This is a genomic window from Hymenobacter glacieicola (assembly GCF_014640315.1).
Taxonomy (GTDB): domain Bacteria; phylum Bacteroidota; class Bacteroidia; order Cytophagales; family Hymenobacteraceae; genus Hymenobacter; species Hymenobacter glacieicola.
The window spans coordinates 61761-84465 of sequence record NZ_BMGS01000015.1 but is presented as its reverse complement, the minus strand read 5'-3'; the positions used below and the strand labels follow the sequence as shown (position 1 = coordinate 84465).

The 22705-nt window shown below is 55.5% G+C and carries 7 protein-coding genes; all 7 read left to right on the top strand.

The genetic code is table 11. The features are described 5' to 3' along the window. Window positions 1–288: 288 nt before the first annotated feature. The 7 genes from IEW18_RS20215 (at window position 289) to IEW18_RS20185 (ending at window position 22504) form a co-directional block, all read left to right on the top strand. The gene (locus tag IEW18_RS20215; protein ID WP_188559699.1) at window positions 289–564 is read left to right on the top strand and encodes an MbcA/ParS/Xre antitoxin family protein; all 276 of its coding nucleotides are present in this window, start codon (window positions 289–291) and stop codon (window positions 562–564) included. Between the two features lie 238 nt (window positions 565–802). Further along, window positions 803–1576 carry a hypothetical protein gene (locus tag IEW18_RS20210; protein ID WP_188559698.1) on the top strand — a complete coding sequence of 258 codons (774 nt, stop codon included), beginning with the start codon at window positions 803–805 and terminating at the stop codon, window positions 1574–1576. A 1740-nt stretch (window positions 1577–3316) separates the two neighbouring features. Then, entirely contained in the window at window positions 3317–11041 is a 7725-nt protein-coding gene (locus IEW18_RS20205) for a Tc toxin subunit A-related protein (protein WP_188559697.1), read from the top strand. Between the two features lie 238 nt (window positions 11042–11279). After that, window positions 11280–18548 (top strand): SpvB/TcaC N-terminal domain-containing protein, encoded by a 7269-nt coding sequence (locus IEW18_RS20200; RefSeq protein WP_188559696.1) that lies wholly within the window; start codon window positions 11280–11282, stop codon window positions 18546–18548. Window positions 18549–18573: 25 nt separating this feature from the next. Further along, window positions 18574–18948, top strand: a complete 375-nt coding sequence (locus tag IEW18_RS20195; RefSeq protein WP_188559695.1) for a hypothetical protein — start codon at window positions 18574–18576, stop codon at window positions 18946–18948. 752 nt (window positions 18949–19700) lie between these two features. Next, complete coding sequence (locus IEW18_RS21815; protein WP_229728885.1) at window positions 19701–21878, top strand: head fiber protein; 2178 nt, start codon at window positions 19701–19703, stop codon at window positions 21876–21878. A 197-nt stretch (window positions 21879–22075) separates the two neighbouring features. Then, window positions 22076–22504, top strand: a complete 429-nt coding sequence (locus IEW18_RS20185; protein WP_188559694.1) for a hypothetical protein — start codon at window positions 22076–22078, stop codon at window positions 22502–22504. The last annotated feature ends 201 nt before the right edge of the window (window positions 22505–22705 follow it).

Below are 22705 nucleotides of genomic sequence, written 5' to 3'. Positions count from 1 at the left end.
AGGACGCCAAAGCCTGGTTCAACCATTGCGGCTATCATGTACACCGTTCATGAATCCGCTATAGCGATCGAAAAGCAAAATTTTATTCTGTTAAGTTTTATCGCCCCTCAATGTAAAAACCCGTTCTATTCATAGAATTTCGGTGGGTCATTGACTCATCCATAGCCACCAGAACCACTTCGGTAGGACATAACCTCATTCTTACGGTGTTATGTTAGCGCGCATTTCGTTCTGTATACTTATTGTGAATTAATAAATCATATTAAAGTTAAATATAATATAAAAATAATGGTAAATTTTATTGATGCAGTCTTTATCGCTTCCCTGTATTGCAAAAAGAAAGCTAAGGATGATGTAACAGAAAGTGAATACGTATCGAAGCTAATGCAGATAGCTATCTTAGGTGAAGAGGTGTTTGGTAGAATAGATGCATTTCATCGCTGGCTGCTCCTGCCGGCTTATGGTCTACAAGGTCAAATGCCTGTCAAATTATTGCACACGATCCAGGGAGCTGATTCGGTTGCTGAGGAACTAACTCACATCGCTTATGGCGATTTCAGCTAACCTATACCCCCAAAGACTATTGAAAATACCAAAAGCTACCAATGCTGGTAACCCCAATATGATCGTGCGCCCGCTAAAAAGCGGGCTGATCTTCAACTCTTACAAATAGGCTTGGTATTTTACTTCCAACAAAGCGATAGTAGCCATGGACCCATACTGTCCAGGAAGTAAGCAGCCCTTTATTCTGAGCTTGATTTTTCCGCAGTACGCAGCATTTTGTATATAGACTACAGGTTTCATGGCTAATACTTTCGTAGACCCTTTACATATTCGCCGCGCGAAGGAGGCCTTGTTAGAAGCAGGGATTCCAGTAGAAGCAGGCCAAGCAGCACTGGCTTTGGCGGCTTCCTTCTACCAGCAGTCTCCCCAGTATAACAGGGCGGAGGAATATAAACAGGAGCGCGACCAGACGCAACTTGAGTTGGAGCGGGTAAGCCAGCAATTAGTGGACTCGCGAAAAAAAGCCCGGCAGTTGGAGCAAGAGCTTCACTTAGCTCAGCAAGCTCCGAAAGTTCACCAGCTCTCCTCGTACAAACTGCGCCGGCAAGTTCGCAAGCTGTATCAGCTATTGGCCCACCCAGAAATGACAAATGCTAATAAAGTGCAACGGGCCCGGGAGCTAGTGGAGCGACTGCTAGTAAAGGAGGCAGAAGAAATCACCATTGATAGTGCGGGAGATGAGCTTTTGGCTCCCATCATCGTATCACCCTTGCAACCCCGTACCGCAACCAAGCAGCAACGGGTTCCTAAAAGCTCTTTGGAGGTAGCCCAACGCGAGCAGCTGGCGCAGCTACAAGCTATCCTCAATCGCCGGAGCCGCTACGAACGACAGGAAGACCGCTTCCTAGCTAGGATAGAGGAGATTACCCGTTTTCCCACCGCTGATTTATGGGAAGCGGCAGCCGATAATGAGCTGCTTCGGTCCTTGCTAAAGCAATGGCAAGCTCTGCGCGGGACAGTAGAGTGTTTACTTGCGGAACAGCCTTATTCCGCTGCGGAGAGGCGGCAATAATTTTTTGTCATTTGGTGCTATGATAGAAAGATTGTAGTACTTTAGCAGCAGTATAGCGTGCCTGGCCAATTATACAATAAGACGGAGGCGGCCGCTGATCTACTCTATCCTGGAGCCGCACTAACAACTTCTTTATTTTTATATCAGACGCGGCCTGGTTGGAGGCGAACTTTTTTATTCAACCGCGCGTAGTTCGTAACGTATACCTGTCGAAGCATCTTAAATTATAAGCTAACTATTCACGTCGTATTATATTCTTGATTGCTTCCATCGAAGCTACCTAGAGTCATTATTGCTTAATAACCCCTCATCCGTTTCCTGTTAGGTTCCTAGACACAGCTTTGGTCTAGTTAACAACCCTTTCTAAATGGGCGTTTAGGAAGAACTGTGATATATGCGTAATAGCGCTTTATGCATGTAATCATTGCAATGGCCATTATAATTATGGCAAATCACACCATTAATTCCAGGCTCTTACAAGGTCTGACGAATGTAAAATCATCATTCGGCGTATTTATTATATCATTGTATACAATGCTTAAATTGGCTTTTTCTCGATTGTTGTAATCTATATAACGAAATTCTAAAAATCTATTCTTGATCATTAGAGAAGAACTTTGATTCGATTTCAATATGATGCTGTTTTAATATTGATCTTAACATGTTTAAAAATTTAATTTATAGCTTATGATATAGATCTAGATAATTAATAAAAGCAATTATTACATCTTAACTTCAAGCATATTACCGTTTAGAATTTGCTTAAAAAATAGTTAAATCCTACTTTACATTCAACTAGTTAGCGTTTTTATATAGAGAATTGCTAACAACAAGCAATTAGCTTATTCATTTATTTTTTTATTTTAACTACCTATTACTATGTCTACTTGGAATCCAGACGATTCTATTGACTCCGTTACTGTTGAGAATTCCCTTTCCATTGAACAGGTACTGGCTTACCATCGGCTACCAACCGAAGCATCAGAGCTGGTTCAGCAGTATTTGCAGCAGCAGCAACTTTTTTCCTTAGCCGCTATTCGGGCTGTTGGAGGAATAAGAGCCGAGCAAGTGATGCCGCAGCCCTCCGAGCAAGTTCAGCAGGCCGTGCGTGAACTGAATGCCCTGGCTCGGTTTGAAGTGGTATCGGGGGATGCCCAAATGGGTGCCGCCTCAGTAGCATTAGGGCTCGACTCTCCTCAGCAGCTAACCAATGAATTTTCCCGCGAGCAGTTTGTCGCCCGCGTGAGCTCTCCAGAGGATACTACAGCTCAGCGGTCGGCTGCACAATTCTACCAGCAAGCCGCAGTACTGACCTCACTTTCCGCTGCCCTGCATTTAGGTAGCTCTCGCTCATCCTTGGCAGTTCCCAGCTCAGCGAACCGGATGACCACCAGCTTTGCCCCTGCAAGCCGCTTCGGGGCTGGTGAAACAGATCCTGGGAACAGTATTCTCGCGGCAACAGAAAGTGAAGCGCAAGCGACCGAGAGCACCTGCGACTGTTCGGCGTGCCGTAGCGCAGTGGGCCCGACTGCTTATTTAGCAGCTTTATTGGAGTATGCTACGCTTCACCTTAAACAGGGCGATGGTACATCTGAACGCCCAGTGCGGACAGCTGACTTGCAAGAGCAGTTTCTGCAGCCCCTCTGTGACTTGCCTCTTACCTGCCAGAGCGCTGAGACGCAGGTATGTAAGTACCGGCTGGCCGTGGAAGTACTTCGTAAGTCGCTTGGCGCCACCCCTGTGAGTACTGCTGTACGCCCCTACCTGCAGCAAACATATGCCTACGTGCTCGCGGCCCTGGGAACCTCCGTGGATGAATTGACAGCCGTTCGTCAGCACCCGCAAGAAGCTCCTGTATTGGCCCAACGTTTAGGTGTTCCTGTGGACCTGCTAACGCAGCTGCTGCTGGGTGCTGGCGGCGCTACGGCGCTATCAGAGGAAGAACTGGAACGCATGTTCGGGGTTGTCAGCACCGATGTCACCTCCCGCAATCCCCTGTCGAGCGGCCCGGTTACGTCTACGCCTTCTACTACCCGCGTTATGCACTGGGAACTGAGCAATGCAGCCTGGATTGCCGGTGCCGACAGTCAGGGCCAGTTGTATGGCTTCCTGCAACTTGCTCCCGATGGCACTACGCGCGTGCAACTTAGCCTGGCCGCCACCGTGGCTACTCCGGCTACCATAGTGGCCCAGGGTATTTTAACGCCTAGCCCAAACAACCCAAATCGACGCAGCGGTCAACTCCAGCCCTACGGCGAAAGTGGGGTGGCGGGCTCGCTGGTACTGGAAATGACAGACTTTAGCCTGGAGGCGCATGCCAGCACCCGGCTCACCTTTACGGTCTTTCCCCATCTTACGGCGTCTCGCCTAAGCCACTTGGAAAGCCAGTGGCGCGCCCAGGATACAAACCGCCGCCAATCCCTGAGCGATTGGAACGGCTTGGGCTTTATTATTGACCCGGACGTCATCGGGCCGGATGATATCCGGCCGGCCGCGGCCACTGGTATGCCAAGCGCTGCCTATATGTTGTGGCAAAAGCGGTTGCAGTTCCTGCAAGACGTCTACGTGGATTCCGATCCGAGCGTACGCTCCCTCATTGCCGGCCTACCCACTCAGTTCGTGGAGTACCGTGGGCTCACTAACTCTTTTACGCGCGTGGCGTGGCCGGCTACTGTCAGCGGCTCTACGACTACCGATGGCCTAGCCCTGCTGGAGGAAATGGCTCTGGGTTTGGAAAGCACAAATGCACTTACGCGTGAGTTGACGACCAAGCAAGTTAACCGACTGGGCCTAACAACCGCTCTGCTGCTGCGATTGCGTCAGCTGCTGCGCAAGGAGCAGCAAGGAGGAAGCTCCGATGCGGACGTTAAAGAAGCCCTCGTGATTGCGCAAGCTAGTTTGAAAGCAGCGTTTGCGCCCGACTGGGCGGCCGAGGAGCAAGCTCAGCGCATTGAGTTGAGCGGTGTGTTCTTCCAGACAGCCCTGCACGAACCGGTCGAGGGGGAATGGGCCCACTCCCTGGTAGCCCAGGCAGCCCCGGCCAGCCTACCGCAGGTACCGCTGGTGGATCCCGACACTATCACGCCCCTGCATCTGCCTGATGCCGGGTTTGGCGACGCTGCGCATCAGCTTTGGCATCGCCGCCGCACGGAAGTAGAGTCCAAAATCCAACAGTTGCTGATCGTACCGCCAGCCGCCACCCCTCTGGAGCGAGCCGACGCAATGCTGCGTCAAGCTTACGTGGAGGCAAATAGTCTGGGGGTTCGCTACATGCAGCCGGAGGATGCGGCAGGAGCCTATGCAAACGCTCTGACCCCAGAACACGCCCAGGCGGTACATTACGTGGAGCAGGAGTTGGCATTGATGCCCTCTGAATTCGCCCGGTTGCTAGCCTTGCGTGAGGTTTTGCGCCGTGAGCAGAGTGCGTCCGAAGCAATCTGGCGCGAACTGGCTGCTTTGCTGGCCCAGGGCTGGAAGCGCGCCGTGGCGTACTCCCGTACCTACTCCTTCGGTGACCCGGCAAAATCTTATCCGGGCTGGATTGCGGAAGAAAATCAGCTGCGCGACACGCTGGTAGCAGCGTATCGTAACGCCCTTAGCGCTAGTGGTCAGAATCCTGCCCACTTGGAAGTGGATGCGTTGGCAACGCTCTTCTATAAACAGCGTCTCCAGGCTGGCCGCGCGCTGCCTGCACTGCGTGCCAAATGGGCCAGTGCGCTGGAGCTAGCCTTCCAACGCCCCCTTATCGACCCGGACCAAGCCCTGCCCAGCGACTTCCGCCAAGCAGCGCTCAAGGAGTCCGAGAATGCCACGCAGTACTTCAACCTTGCTTACCAGTTCTTTGCCCAGCGCACAGCGGAAGTGCGCACCTGGGCAGAGCAGGTGAATATCTCCTGGGCCGGGGTGGAATCGGTGCTGCGGGTCCCCCGCGCCACCGTGGAGCAACTCTATGCCGATTTGGAAGACGGGGGCGAAATTGACACTTACCTGCGTCGCCTCAACCTTACCGTAGACGGACTACGCATGCTTATCGGTCACCTCAACAACGGCACAACGGAAGCTGGGGAGGTGCGCGATCTGCTCACCCAGGTGCTTCGGGAGCGACACTACGCTACTTGGAGCCGCGAAGAAATAGCCAAGGGTATGAGTAATAGCCCCCGCTACTTCCGCGAGCCGTCCGAAACGGAGCCCTTTATCTGGCAAGAGCTTAGCGAAGGCGGCCGCTACTTCCACGAGCCGACGCCGGGCCTGGAGGAAACGTCTCACTTGCCTTGGCGCACTTCTGCGGCCGACCGCGCCGAGTGGCGCCAGCAGTTGCAGGCCCGCTACACCCAGGTGCGGGAGCTAGTAGCCGGCTGGGAGCAGGTGCTGCACGACGTGGAGGAAACCACCATGCCCGTGCTGCGTGACGCCCTAATCAACCACTATATCACCGCTCCGGAAGCCGGCACCACCCTGGCTCAGAAGCGTCGTTATCTGGCCGATAAGTACTACCTTGATTTCAGCCTCAGCTGCTGTCAGTACACTACCCGTGTGGGTCAGGCAATTGAAGTGCTGCAAAAGCTGTTCTTCGAGCACCGCCATGGCTTGCTCAATCCGGTTACCAACCTGCGCCTGACCAGCGTGGGTGACAAGTTCGATCAGGATTGGCAATGGTTGAGCACCTTCGAGCGGTGGCGTTCCCTGATGTTTCTGTACCTGTACCCGGAGAACATGTTGCTGCCTACGCTCAAGCCCCGGCAAACCAGCCTGTTTCAGCAGGTAATTCAAGAAACTCGCCAGCAAAGCTCCCTGACCCCTACCAAAATCACGGAGTATTTCACCCGCTACGAGGAGTTTCTGGAAGGTACTAAAGCCCTAACCCTAGGGGCGAGCCTGCACACCACCAGCGTACTGCCTACCGGTACCGGCGGCGGGGTTACAGCTCCCGAAGAAGTTTCGATTCAGTTTGCCCTCAGCGACTCTCAGCAATTATACTACAACCTAGCCCCGATTGATGATACTAACGCGCCAGCTAACTGGAGGAAGATAGCCATCAAGCCCAATGTCCGAGTAACTCGGATTGTGGGCGCACGGGCGTATAAGAACGACGCCGGGGAAAGGCACGCCTACGTCTTCGTTCTCATGGACGAAGAGATGCAGACTGCTAGCGGTAACTACACTACCCATGGCCTCTTCATGCAGCGACTGAATCTGAGCACGCTGATTTGGAATTCAGGCTTTACGCAAATGAGTTGGTTTCGCTCTTATACGGGCGAAGAAGATGAAAACCTGTGCGTTGTACAAGAGCGTAACGAGACCAAAGCTCCGCGCATTACTTACCTACAGACCAACGGTTCTGGCAATACATCCTATGCGTGGGGCGGCAGGTCAGGGGACATCTCTAGTGCCTTGAATCAAACGTTCAGAGGCTACTATTTATATTACGTAGACTTGAATCCTGCCGGAACAGGATGCCTTGCTAGCTCCGGAGGGCTACCTATTAATTGGGTAAATGATCTGAAGCTTCTCTCGTGCGTTGGTGCGTCGGGTACCAGCTACAATGACGAAATCCAATACAGCTTCGCGCTAAAAATTGGTCTGGACAGCAATGCCTATAAGTTTGTGGTGTATCGCTGCAACGTGTACACCTTCAACAACCCTTTCTCCTCTAGTTTCCTAGGGCTGATTGACCGTCGAATCCAGGATAGGGACTCGGATAATAACTACGTTCACCTCGGGCCAGATATTCCGGACGAGGTAGAGGTTTACCCCGGTTTCACCGCTCCTGCCACCTCTACTACGTCATTTCAAGAACCAACGGAGGGCGACGATGGAGGCGGGGGGGGGCCGCAGTATGAGTATACCAACGCTTATTATGCCCGACAATACATACAGGACCAGATAAATCGTTACACCTCCGAGCAATTTACCAACCTGCACTATAAGACGGCAACTGGTGATACTACCCCGGATCTGTTACTCGGCTCAGATCCGCATAAAGTAGTAGGGTTGCGCGCTACTGCTATTGGTGGCACGGGCCTCTTCCCAACGGGGCAGGATACGTTTGACCTTTTCCTGCGGGAAACCCAAGGTACTGCAGTAGTCACGAAAAGAATTCCTTTCTCCCTGGGAGTATACGATTCGTCTACCGGCCAACAGTTAGAGCCTTACTTCGGCGCTCCAACAGGTGAGCAAACTGCGCCAGCGCCCCTGCCTCTGCCCGCTGCGCATAACTATTTGCACATTGGCTCTACATTCCACTCCACCGATGTGGCCCTAACCGGCGACAAGCTGCCGGTATTGGTGTATCAGGTGCAGCGTGCCAATTCCGGGTTCCTGGAGATTCACTTGGGTTCGACTACCACCAGTACGCAAGACCGGATTCTTCACGTAGGTGTCGGTGCCCTGCCGGCCTTGCTCCCAGCCATGACCACGGAGAACCTCAAAACCCGGCGAAATTTGCTGCAAAACTTGGGGTTGTCTTCGTCCGATAGTGCAGACTCCATTAACTACTTGCGGGAGGCGTACTACATGCTGCCCATGTATGTAGCTACGGAGTTACAACGAAATCGCAACTACGAGGAAGCCCTGCACTACTTCCGTTTGGTGTACGACTTCACGCAGATTGCCCTAACTGATGCCAGCCAGCGCTTAATTTACCCGGAGCTGATGCCCGGTAGCGGTCCTAATTTCTCTGATCAGGACGTTATCAGTTGGCTTTCTGACCCCACTAACCCGCACGCTCTGGCAGCCCTGCGGCCGGGAACCATGCTACGCTATGTGGTGACGAGTATCGTGCGCTGCCTGTTAGCCTACGCCGACGAGGAATTTGCCCGCGACTCAGTAGAGTCCGTGGGCCGGGCTCGCAGCCTCTACGAACTAGCTCAGCGTCTGTTGGAAACCGACGTGCCCGCCGCAACGGCTGATGCCTGCCAAGTGGCTCTAGATTCGGTGGACAGCTTGGTGAGTCTGCCTTGGCAGGCCGAGTGGGAAACCATGAAAGCGGCCCTCAGCCGCATCAGCCGCCGGACTACGCTCGATGAGCTACTACACCGCGCTACCGTACCTGACATGAGTGGCCGAGGCATTGTGGGCATCTTCCAGGCTAGCGGCTGGAGCTGGGAGGTGCGCTTCCGCAGTGTGTGGGCCCTGATTAACACCCGCGCAAGCCAACTGATTGGCTCTTACGACACCCTCTGCCAAGCTGAAACAACCCCGGCGCAGCTAAGCGAAACTCTGACTAGCCAGCAGTTGCAGCGCATTGTGAGTAGCGGAGCCCTCGACGAGGCCGTGACCCTGCCCTACATCCCCATCAAGGGCGCCAGCTTCTGCGTGCCGCCCAACTCGCTTCCAACTTCTCTGCGCCTGCACGCGGAGTTGAACCTGGCCAAAATCAGCAGCTGCCGCAACATTGCCGGCGTACAACGCGAACTAGAGCTGTACTCGGGGGTGGAGAACGCGGACCCCTACGTGGGCGGCGGGCGTGACGGTCTGATGCCGCGTCCTTCGCGCATCGTGGTGCCCGCTACCCAGTACCGCTACAGCTACCTGCTGGAGCGCACCAAACAGTTGATCAGCCTAGCCCAACAGGCGGAAGGTGCCCTGCTCTCGGCCCTGGAAAAACGCGACGCCGAGGAGTACAACCTGCTCAAAGCCCGTCAGGATATTGGTGTAAGCCGCGCCACCGTACGGTTGCAAGATTTGCGTACTGTGGAAGCTTCCAATGGAATCGGTCTAGCTAATCTGCAGCTGCAGCGCAGCCAGGCCATGGAGCAGCAATACTCTCAATGGATTAGCGCCGGCCTCAATGGCTACGAGCGCAAGTCCATGAAAAACATGGTTAAGGCTCGTAAAATCAATAAAGTTTCAGGCTTTATCAAAAGTGCCCTCGCTTTTGGCAGCGGAGGACTACTTGGTGTAATAAGTGGAGTAGGAGATACACTTGCTGCCGACGCCAATGCCAAGGCTCAGGAACAGCAGACCTATGCTACCTACGAGAGGCGCAACGATGAGTGGAAGTTGCAGCGCAACCTGGCGCAGAAGGACATTGCCATTGGCAACCAGCAGATCATCCTGGCCCAGGACCGCCTCCAAATTTCAAACCAGGAAAAAGTAATTTCCGAATTGCAACTTGACAATGCGGAAGCGGTGCTTAACTTCCTGACTACGAAATTCACCAACGCCGAGCTCTACGACTGGATGAGTCAGATTCTGGAAGCGGCCTACGGCTACTTCCTGCAGCAAGCCACTGCCACGGCTCGCCTGGCGGAGCAGCAGTTGGCCTTCGAGCGCCAGGAATTGTCCGTCGGCGTGATTCAGCAGGATTACTGGTCGGCCCCGACCAGCGGCTCCGGCACACCCGATACCACGGACCGCAAGGGCATGACTGGCTCGGTACGTCTGCTCCAAGACTTGACCCGCCTGGATCAGTATGCCTTCGAAACTAACCGCCGCAAGTTGCAGCTGACCAAAACCGTGTCGTTGTCGCAGCTGTTTCCGGCCGAATTTGCCCAGTTCCGGGAAACCGGCGTGCTGCCCTTTGCCCTGCTGCAACGTAACTTTGACCAGGATTTCCCCGGTCACTATCTGCGCACCATCCGCCGCGTCCGGACCTCGGTGGTAGCCCTGGTGCCGCCTACGGAAGGCATCAAGGCCAAGCTATCAGCAACAGGTATTTCGCGGGTGGTAGTATCCGGCAGCCAGTTCCAGACGGTCACGCTGATTCGCCAACCGGAAGCGGTGGCTCTTACGGCCCCGATCAATGCCTCCGGCCTGTTTGAGCTGGAACAGCAGCCCGGCGAGCTACTCTACCCCTTCGAGGGGATGGGGGTAGATTCAAGTTGGACTTTCAGCCTGCAAAAGGCCGCTAACCCGTTCGACTTTGACTCCATTGCCGACGTGCTCATTACCCTGGAGTATACCGCCTACGAAAGTGGGGAGTATGCCCAGCAGGTGCGCCAGCAGCTCGGCACGCGCCGTCAGCAGGTCATTGCCCTGAGTCTGCGCGACCAGTTCGCCGACCAGTGGTACGATCTGCACCACCCGCAGGAAGTAGCCGACGGCGAGCAGTACACGGCCCGCATCACGCTCACCCAAGCGGATTTGCCCGTGCACCTGCGTAACGCCCGGATTTCAGCTCTCTCGCTGTACGTGGATGTGGCTGATGAAGTAGTTGCTGACCGCGGAGCCCTTGGTCTACGCTTGGCCCGTGGGGGCGAAAACGAGCCGGGCACGACCTTGCTTACTAACCGCTACGGCCTGATCAGCACCCGCTCGGGAGTGGGCCGCAATGGCAGCCTCTACAACGGCAACGCCGTGGCCCTGCTGCCCCAGCTCGGCCGCTCACCCCTGGGCGAGTGGGTACTCAGCCTGGACGATGCCCCGCAGAACCGCCTGCGCCAGCTCCTGCAGGAAGGCAAGGTCGATGACCTGTACCTGCTGCTGGAAGTGGAGGGCGAGGTACCCGCCTACCAGCTTACGTAGGCCTGGGAAATCCTACTCGCTTCAGGACTCGGAGACTACCTCCGGGTTCTGAAGCAGCACCCAACTGGCCCGTAAGGCCATGATAGTTTACCTGGCCCCACGCACGTTAGCGTGGGGCCCCTGGGGTCTGTTCGCCCCGCACTATTTCTACTCTATCCATCGAAGTATGCCACTTAGGCCCTTCGATTTGTCTTCGGTTATTTCTATCAAGTATATGAGTGCTACATCAGCAAGCAGTGTGATTTCGCTGCCCAAAGGCGGCGGCGCCATGGGCGGCATGGGCGAGAAGTTTTCGCCCGATTTGTTTACCGGCACCGGCAATTTTTCGGTACCTATTGCCTCGCCGCCAGGCCGCAATGGTTTCCAACCGGAGTTGACGCTGGGCTACAGTACGGGCAACGGCAACTCGGCTTTCGGGCTGGGCTGGAACCTGGGCGTGCCGGGCGTGATGCGCAAAACCAGCAAGGGCATCCCGCGCTACGACGATGACCAGGACGTGTTCATTCTCTCCGGCGCCGAAGACCTGGTGCCCATTCGCCGTGAGAACCTGCTGGGTGGAGCTGATGGCACCACCCTGCTGGGCACGGTGGCCCAGTACCGCCCCCGCACCGAAGGCCTGTTCGCCCGCATCGAACACTACCGCTACCACGACAACGGCCCCAACTACTGGCAGGTACGCAGCAAGGATGGCCTAATTAGCTATTACGGCGAGCCGGACATGCCCGTCACGGCTTCGGCCAACGCGGCCATTCTCGCCGACCCAGAAAACCCGACTCATGTGTTCGCCTGGCACCTGACCCGCACGGTGGATCCGTTCGGTAATGAAATTCGCTACGGCTACCGCCGCGACCAGGCTCAGGAAGGCCCCCACCACTACGAGCAAACCTACCTCACCAGCCTCCGCTACGCCGACTACGGCCCTGCGGATGCCAAACGTTACCTGGTGAGCGTGGAGCTGAACTACGGCCCCCGCCCCGACCCCTTCTCCACGTACGATGCCGGCTTCGAGCAGCGCCTGACCCTCCGCTGCACCAGCATCTGCACCTACACCCACCCCGAAGACGCCGACCTGCCCGCGGGCTACCACCCCGTGGCTACGGGTAACCGGGTGCTGGTCAAGACCTATTCGTTTGCTTACCTGGATGAGCTAGCCCCGGTTGAACAGCAGCCCCTCAACGGCGTGTCCTTGCTGCGGCAGGTGCAGGTAACGGGCCACCGCGAAACGGAAAGCAGCCCCGAAACCGAGCACATGCCCCCGCTGGAGTTTGGCTACTCCAACTTCCAGCCCACGGGCCAGAACTTCTTTCCGGTGGGCGGCGAACTGCCCGCTACCTCCCTGGCCAGCCCCGATCTGGAACTGATTGACCTGTTCGGCCACGGCCTGCCCGATCTGGTGCAGCTGAATGGGGTAGCGCGCTACTGGCGCAACCTGGGCAACGGCGTCTTCGATCAGCCCCGGACCATGCGCACGGCCCCAGCCGGCCTCCAGCTGGCCGACCCCGAGGTGCAGTTCATGGACGCCAACGGCGACGGCCGGGCCGACCTGCTCGTCAACCGGGTCGGCCTGGCGGGCTACTTTCCCCTGCGCTTTAACGGGCAGTGGGATGAGCAGTCGTTCCGCCGCTACCAGCAGGCCCCCAGCTTTAGCTTCACGGACCCCGAAGTCAAACTCCTCGACCTGGACGGGGACGGCATCACCGACGTGCTGCGCAATGGCAGCCGCCTGGAGTACTTCTACCACGATGCGGAAAAAGGCTTTGTCAACAACCAGCAGGTAAATAAACAGCAGCTCGATTCCTTCCCCAACGTGAGTTTCCAGGACCCGCGCGTGCGGCTGGGCCGGCTTACGGCGGGCTTGCAGGCCGTGGCTTTGATTCACGGCGGCCGGGTAGAATACTGGCCCAACCTGGGCCGGGGCCGCTGGGGCCAGCGCATCGTCATGCACAACAGCCCCCGCCTACCCCTGAACTATAACCCAGCCCGTCTGCTGCTCGGCGACGTGGACGGGGACGGCCTTGACGATTTGATTTATGTGGACGATAACCGCGTAACCCTGTGGATTAACCGCAGCGGTAATGCCTGGTCGGACCCCATCCACATCAGCGGCACGCCCTCCATGACCGATGCCGACGCCGTGCGCGTGACTGACCTGCTGGGCACCGGCGTGGCCGGCCTGCTCTGGACCCGCGACGCCCAGGCGGTGGGCCGCAAGCAGCAGTACCTGTTTCTGGACCTTACGGGCCGGGTGAAACCCTACGTGCTGAACCAGATGGACAATAATATGGGCGCGTTGACCCGGGTGCAGTACACGGCCTCCACCAAGTTTTACCAGGAAGACCAAAAGCGGCCGGCCACGCGCTGGCGTACCCCGCTTCCCTTCCCGGTGCAGGTAGTCCACCGCGTAGAGGTGCTGGACCGCATTTCGGGCGGCAAGATGACCACCGAATACAGCTACCACCACGGCTACTGGGACGGGGGTGAGCGGGAGTTCCGGGGCTTTGGCCGCGTAGACCAGCGCGACACCGAAACCTTTGAGCGCTACCACACGCCTGGTTTGCACGCCGATGCGGAGCTGCCCATCGTTCACCTCACGGGCGACTGGGAAGAACTGGACTTCGACGGTCGGGATTTCCAGCTCGACGAAAGCCTGATTCCGCCCCGCGCCCTCGACCAGGGGGCCCACACGCCCGTGGCGCCCGAGCACTTCGCCCCGCCCCTGGAAACCCGCAGCTGGTTTCACCTGGGGCCGGTGGGCGACGAGTACGGCGACTGGCAGGAGCTGGACTTGAGCCACGAGTACTGGGCCGGCGACCAGCCGCTGCTGGAGCGCCCGGCTGCCATGCGCGAAATGCTCCGGACCCTCCCCCGCCGCCACCGCCGCGACGCCTACCGGGCCCTACGCGGCGCGGTGCTGCGCACGGAACTCTACGCCCACGACGGTACCAGCCGCCAACACCGGCCCTATACCGTCACGGAAAGCCTCTCGGGCGTGGCCCACGTCGTGCCCCGGCAGCTGGACGCGGACACGTTTGGCACGTGGCTCTCCTTTGATGGACAACTGCCCCCGGTTGGTCAACTGGTAGCCCCGCTCAGTGATAAGCTGATCTTCTTCGCCCACGGCCTGAGCCAGCGCACCACCCAGTGGGAACGGGGTGAGGACCCCATGACCCAGCTGTCGTTTTCCGCCGACTACGACACCTACGGGCAGGCCCGCCAGCAAGTCAGCCTGGCTATGCCCCGGGGCTGGCAACGGGAAGCTACTGCCGCCGGCGCGCTGGTCACCCATTCCCTCACCGACTACGTGGGCTATGACGACGACCCCGCCAGTTCCCGCTACGGCCACAACCGCTACGACGCGCCTACCCAGTATATGACCGACCGGGTGGCCCGGGCCCGTTCTTTTGAAATCGACGCTACCACTACCCCGCTCAGGGCCTTTGAGTTGGCCGCAGCGGTGCTCATGGGCCAGGTGACGGGCACGATTATCGGTCAGAGCCTGCAGTACTACGATGGGCCTGCCTTCCAGGGCTTGCCCTACAATGAGCTAGGTGCCTACGGCGCGCCGACCCGCTCGGAAGTACTCCTGCTCACGGATGAGCTGGTGGAACAGGCCTACGGCGGCACCCCCCTGCTGCTCCAGCCCGCGCCCTTGGCCTGGACGGATGAGTACCCCGAGGCCTTCCGCACCGCCTACGCCGAAGCCTACCCCCAGGGCCGGGCTGGCTACCGCTACTTCGATGCGGCCCCGCACACGCCGGGCTACTACGCCGTGGGGGGCCGCCAGCAGTATGACTTTCAGGCCCCCGACATGGCCCAGCCTCGCGGTCTGGTGCGGGCCAGCATGGATGCCCTTGGCGACGCGACAGCCCCTACCCCCTCCCGCGTGAGCCACGTGGAGTACGACGCCTACGATTTGCTGCCGGTGCGCACTACTGATGCGCTGGGTCACACCACCACGGCCCAGTACGACTATCGCGTACTCCAGGCCGACCTGGTGATGGACCCCAACCAGAACCGCACGGCTTTCAACTTCACGCCCCTGGGCCTGCTACATGAGACGGGCCTACTAGGTAAAGAAAATGCGGGCGAGGGGGACATTATCAGCGAGACGCCCTTGCGCTTCAAGCCTAGTACGTTCCTGGAATATAACTTCAATGCTTACTATCAAGATAAGCAGCCAGCTTGGGTGCGCACTACCCAGTGCGAGGAGCACTACACGGTAAATTCCGCCGCTGATACGCTCGTCAAAACCGAATATTCCGATGGTTTCGGCCGCCTGCTACAAACCCGTACCCAGGCCGAAGACGTGCTGTTCGGCGACGAAACCTTCGGCGACTCCGGCCTGCCCGCCGATTCGTCGGTCCGCAACCAGCCCGCCGTAGGCCGGCGCCGTGCCGACACGGACCCACTCAACGTGGTGGTCAGCGGCTGGCAGGTATATGATAACAAGGGCCGGGTAGTAGAGAAGTACGAGCCCTTCTTCGCCCAGGACTTCCTCTACGAGCCCGTAACGGAAGCCCAGAAAGGCCAGCGCGTGCGCATGTTCTACGACCCGCGCGGCCAAGTGGTGCGCACCATCCACCCCGACGGCACGGAGCAGCGCGTTCTTTATGGCTACCCCGGTGGGGAGTTTGAACCCGAGTTAGATAAGCTCAGTGATTTTCTGCCCTCGCCCTGGGAAACGTACAGCTACGACGCCAACGACCTGGCTCCCCTGACCCACCCCGGCCAGGACCGGGCCGACGCCAGCCACGTCTTTACGCCCCAAAGCGCCGAGCTGGATCCGCTGGGCCGCACCGTGCGCACTGTGGACCGCCTCCACCCCACCGATGCCGCTCAGCACGTAGTGATGCGCTACGGCTACGACATCCGCGGTAACCGGGTGCAAGTAACCGATGCGTTGGGCCGCGTGTCCTTCCGCCACGTCTACGACCTCAAGCTCAAAGCCGGCGAGGGAGATTCTGGAGCCAACGTGCTTTGGACCGCGCACCTGGACGGTGGCGTACACAAGGCCTGCTTCGATGTGGTGGGACAACCTCTTTGCGGCCAAGATGCTAAGGGAGCGTTTACATTGCACACCTACGACTTGTTAGGCCGGCCCATCAACGTATGGGCTCGCGACAACCAGGCCGAAACTGTTACCCGTCGCCAGCACCTACGCTACGGCACCGGCGCGGCCCTGAACACGGTAGGTAAGCCCGTGGAGCATTATGACGAGGCCGGGCGCTTACGCCTGTTGGCCTACGACTTTAAAGGCAATCTGTTGGAAAAAGAGCGTCAGGTGTTGTCGGACGCCGTGCTGCTGCAGGCGTGGGCTGATGCTGCACATGCCGGCTGGCAAACCCTGCCTACCGGTTCCCCTATCGACTGGACTGCCTTGGACGAAACACGCCTGGAAGCGCGCGTGTACCCTACCAGCACCCGCTATGACGGCCTTAACCGCCCCGTGCAGCTCACGTTGCCCCATGAGGCCACTGGCTCTCGTCCGGTACTTACGTCTGCCTACAACCGAGCCGGCGCGATGGAGCAAGTAGCTCTGGATGGAGAGCTGATTGTGCGCCAGGTAGCCTACAACGCTCGAGGCCAGCGTCTGCTGCTGGCTCGGGGCAACGGCATCATGACACGGTATAGCTACGACCCAATGTCGTTTCGGCTGCTGTGCTTGCGCTCCGAGGGCTTTACCGAAACTCAACTCGGCACTTTCACACCCAGACCCGGCACCGTGCGCCAGGACACGGCTTATCTATATGATCTGGCCGGCAACATTACGGTTATGCATGAGCGGGCTCCGCACAGCGGCGTGGGCGGCATCGAGGAACTGGAGCGTCTCTTTCAGTACGATGCCCTCTATCGCTTGCTCGCGGCAACCGGCCGCGAAAATCAGCCCATTGCCGCCACACCTTGGCATGATGAAACTCGCTCATATGGAGCACAGAGCACAACGGCCTATACTCAGCGCTATCAATACGACCTGCTGGGCAATATCCAGCAACTACGGCACACATCCAGCAATTCGTCTAATAGCTTCACCCGGCAGTTTACCTATGCCGCCGCTGACAACTACTTGCGGCAGATGCAAGTAGGCTTGGCTACACTCGCCTACCAGTACGATGCTGTGGGCAACGTGGTTCAGGAGAACAACACCCGCCACTTTCAGTGGGACGCTGCCAACCAGTTGCGGGCCTTTGCCACCTGGAGTGGGGCGGGCAGCAAGCCCACGCTGCTGGCTCAGTACGTATACGCGGGCGGGCAGCGGGTTAAAAAGCTAACGCAGACGGGGACCACCACGTGGCAAGTAACGGTTTACGCCGATGGCCTGGATCACCGCTACGAGGTAAGCGGCGGCACAATAGTCGAGCAGACACAACTGCAGGTACTGGATGGACAGAGCCGTCTATATCAGCGACGCACGGGTGCGTCCTTGGGTGACGAGCGTCCGGCCGGACTCTATGGTTTGGACGACCACCTGGGTAGCACGGCTGTGCAACTGGCTACCAATGGCAATCTGGTGAGCCGAGAGGAATATTACCCTTTCGGCGAGACCAGTTTCGGCGGCCATGAGAGGCAGCGCTACCGGTTTTGTGGCAAGGAGCGAGACCAGGAAAACGGGTTGTATTACTACGGTATGCGCTACTATGCAGCGTGTCTTTGTCGCTTTGTCTCCGTGGACCCGCTAGCGGAGAAATATGATTTCCTTACTTCTTACCAATACGCAAGTAATAGACCTATCAGTTTTATTGATTTGGATGGAGCAGAAGCCACTGCGCCTCCTCCATCATTAGTAAATACTCGACGACTAGCCGAGCAAGCTGCTAATGCTGCTGCTGCCAATGGGGGTAGCCAAGCCACCCGAGCACAAATAGGAGTAGTCACAGGACCAGGATATGCTTACGATTCATATGGGAACAAAACTCCTGCCCCCTCATACTATATTTATCGTTACCCAATTAATATATTAGCGCCAAAGGCAAGTAGGGAGCAATACGAGACGGCACCGATCCTTTATCAAACAGGTAATGCCCCAGGTATTCGCCCCTATGAGCAATATGCCACTGAATATGCTAAGCGGAAGGCAGCTGCTGATTCACCATTTAAAACTGCTTTTACAACATCTGCTGCATCTGCGTCTTCTTTCCTAGAAAAGCATAATGACCCTTCAAAGGAAATACGAATTGCGTTAGGGGTAACAGAACAATTGAAGTATTTTTCAGAAAAAGTGCAGGCCATACCTTATACGGCGGGATGGTCGAATACTAGTGACCCATGGGAGGTAATTCAAAGCAACATAATTGCATTAGGAATGCAGCCGAATGTTACATTTCATTTCAACCTTAGTCTACCGGGCGGAGGTAGAATAGATGATCCTAGGTCACTTCAGGCAAGCAACAAAATTACAGTTAAAGAGTTTTTACTTGTCAGCAGTCTTTTTCCAAATAAAACCACTTTTTGGATTCGTTCAGGGTCAATATATAAGCCTACACAGCCTAAGCCATCCAAGGCCAAATAGTTCCATTAAAATAAATCACCAAAACATGGAAAATACCTTTTTTAAAGGAAGATTCAAAATATTGGATTTCTCAATAGCCCACAAAATACTTTTGATAAGGAAAGAAGAAGTTGTTAATCACAAGTTTAAAAACACGGATTTGCTGTTTGCTGGAACATTTTTCATAGAATTACCTACAATACTAGACGATATAAGTATATTTTTAGGCAATGAAGAAGATTACGAGTACTTAAGAGGAAAAATGACGGAGGAACTAATATTAGAGAACCTAAATACATCTTCTATTTTTTGCATAAAATCATGTGGTCTAAAGTATTATGTAGTTGCAGACACACTTGAAATAAATGAAAACGATTATGATCCATCTGAAACAAGCATAGGTCTCAAAAGAAAACCCTGATATACTAGCACAATAAAATATGGCGGTGGTATAAAACGAGGTGATGAGCCCTTATCGTTCAAATTAGAAGGCGTATCTGGTGGGTTTTTCAGCACCTTTTGATTTGGATGTCGAAACTTCAATCACCTTGCTTTATACCACCGCCTAAAGTATTACGGCGGTCTTTAAAAATCAAGGTGCGCTTATTCTCTACGTTTACGACGAGAATTACTGCTATCTATCAGAAATAGACCATGTACAATTCAGAGCGAGTTACCAGCGAACGATATTAGCATGTATATGTGTGGGCACGCACCCACACATACACCTCTTGATAAAATGAGTTGGCGGCATAACACCGCACTACAACCTACACATGCATAACAACGGCTTTTGGAAGTTGAACTGGATTAATGCTGGGTTAAGGTCTGGTCCCTGCCGTATTTTCGCCCTTGATAGCAGCAATCAATTCTGTCCGCCATTTTCGATAATGGCAAGCTAATGCTGTACTTGGTTGAGAACACTGTGTAGCTGTGACACTTGACCAATTGCACTAGAGAATAACTGCTTTTTCAGAGAAATTATCTTCTGCGGTATGGCCAATAGATACCCTACCTCGGTTCAATATTATTTAAGGGAAGGTAAGCCTCCTCGCTTGGGCCCTTCACTAGCAGCGAGTGCATTTTAGTGGGTTGAAGGCATGGATTGACAGACTGTGAGCAGCAATACGCTCCTTCATTCCTTCTCTATTCATATTACTTATTCATTATCCTATGTCAGTTAGAAGTAAAGACGAACTCCTACAGGAGCTCATGTCCGCCGTGCGCACAGGCGGACAGGGCGGCAAAACCACCGCGGCCGATGTGCGGGCTTTCCTCACTAGCCTCACAGCAGAACTCTACGAGCGCACGGCTGGGAGCGAAGAAGCCGCCCGACCCTTTCTGTTCCAGGTCAACGCCCTCGATGACCCCGGCCACTACCACCTGGCCGCCCTTACGGTGGAGCAGGTGCGCCAGCTGGTGCAGCAGGATGTGGACCAGATCGTGGTGTTGAGTGAAGCTCGCGACGGCCACCAGCACGACATCACCTTCGGCTACGACCATGAGCAGGCCACCTTCACAGTGCTCGGCATTGTGCGCGCCGGGGGTGATGCCCCCGCGCCCGGAGAGCCTGCGGATACCACAACGACCCATGACGTACTGCTGATTGGCCGCGGCAATGCTCCTGATGCAACACCCCAAACTAACAAAGCAGTAGCGTTTAAGGTGGGGGCACCCGTGGCGCCGGAGCACTACCACCTGGCCTATCTGAACTGGGACCAAGCCTCGCAACTGGTGCAAAACCCAGGCTTAACCCTGGAGCTGGACACGGATGAGCAAGCCGGCCACAGTGTTCGTATCCAAGTGCGCTATGACCACGCCCAGAACCACTTTGTCGGGGAAATGGTAAGCTCCACGAATGGACTGTATCACGTGGTCACGCAAATCAGCGTTCCAGTCGAGCAGACGTCGGCACTGCAGGAGTTGCAAGTTCGCACTGGCGGCCTTGAAACTGGTAAAGTAGACAAAGTAAGTGGCAAGCAATTATCCACCGAAGACTTTACCACTGCTGAGAAAAATAAGTTAGCGGACTTATCTACCCTAGCAGAGTCGCACATTCACTATCAAGCGCCCGGTGCTGTAACAGCCTATCATAAGGGGCACTTTTATTATAGCGACGCAGGTATTCTGTATGAATATATCAGTGATGAGTTACAGGCTGCCTCTCATTTATCAGCCAGCGTAGGCATGCGCCTAGTGGCGGGTGGGACAACGTTTTCAAAAGAAGTGCTGGACGCGCTGGTAGGAACTAGCGGCATTCCATCCGCGACCAATAAGTTTATTACCAACAGCGACCCACGTGTATCGATTGTCAAGCCCGGTGCAGCGGCAAACTCTGTTACAATTGTCGCCGGGAATCAAGCAACTATTGAGGCCTCTGGTTCCGCCATTATTGGTGGTAGCGGACGTTCTACTATTACCGGTAACGGTAACGCGGTTATCATTGGTGGTGACAACAATAAGGTAAACCAATATGCCGGAGCTATTATCGGCGGCGGCACCAACGTTATCGGTACCAACGGCTATTTCGGTGGCATCGTCGGTGGGGTGCTCAACAACCTGAATGCCCAACGCTCCGGTATGGTGGGGGGTGAGTGGACCAATTTAAACGGCTATGCCTCTGCTACCGTAGGGGGGGCCTATAACGACCTAAACGGACGGTATTCCGCCCTTATTGGGGGCTATAACTTTAAAGCCCCGAGTATTGATGAAATGGTGTTCGTTCCGCGCCTTTACCTCTTCAAAAACGGGGGGACTATTTCCATGGTCTCGGCAAGTGGAAGCCGACATGAAGTCAGCGTTACCAACACTGGGAAACTTGCAGTAGATGGCGTGGAAGTAACCGGTGGTTCGGGAGGAGGCACAACCTATGACGATAGCGCGCTCAGAAACCGCGTGAGCGTAGTCGAGGACAGCAAAGTAGACAAAGTGGCGGGCAAAGGACTTAGCCAGGAGGACTTTACCTCAGCTGAGAAGACGAAGCTGGCCGGCCTGCAGAATGCAGTTCCGTACTCGCTGCCCGCTGCTACCATCACGACACTCGGTGGTGTAAAGCAAGGTACAGGTATTAACATAGCTTCAGACGGTACTATCAGTGCGACAGGAGGTAGTGGCTTCATACTGGAGTTTGTGTTTGAGGCTGGTTTCACCGACGATGTTACCCGCACGATGGGGTCGAATCAGGCGGCAACTTACCAAAGCCAGCAAACTCAGAACGTCGCTAACGTCAGGTACCGGCTGAATGGCACCGGCGTAGCCTTGCCTTTCACTGTCGCTGTTGGGGACACGCTGGAGCTGCTCATTGCTCGCACTACCGCCGCCAGCACGGCGGTTGTAACCCTGGCATCGTAATGCAGCGCCGGACAACTCGTTACTCAAACCGAGCGGCCGCAATCTATGCGTTGGTCACAAAAATCAGAAGTGCTAGTGCAGATTTTGAAAAACGGTGTCGCAGTTACGTCATATTTACTGTTGTTACTGGAAATATTTAATGGTTACGAGAACAAGTAACGTCACCTATTCAATTGCAATTCTAAATACTTAATTATATGGTTACAACCTACTATAGCAATAAATTAACCGCTGCGCCTATAATACCTCATTATACAATAGGTGAGGCATGGGACGAAAACACACGGTGGCAATACAACGGGTTGTGGCTATATTATGCAGGCGAATATATAAATGGTGCTTGTTATTACCTCGACCCGGGCGTTGTTGCAACCGCTACATTAGATTTACCAGTAAAGGGAAACGCGCTTGAGGTAAATCATGGTACAGATCCAGCACCAACCGCTTCCCTATTTCAAATACGTGAAGTTGGAAGTACTACGTGGTCGAATTTAGGTGTAGTACCTGCGTTCGGTCCACACATCTTACCATTACCAAGTTCTACTCGCTATTATTACGTGCGTATCACCAATGACCCCAACAGCAGCGATAAATATGTTATCGTTGATTATGTAAAGATTATTTAACAACTCCCTGGATTCACTTTGTACCTGCCTCCCGGCAGGCAAGTTACCTAGAGCAGTGTCAGGTGCCCTGCCTGCGGCCTTAGCCTTGTCTTGGCGCCCGCCAACCGGTTACAACACGACGGCCACGGGACAGCGGGCCGGTCATATGGTCTCAGCAGCGGCCCTGATAACGCGGATGGGTTCTGGTTTGCCTGGACAGGC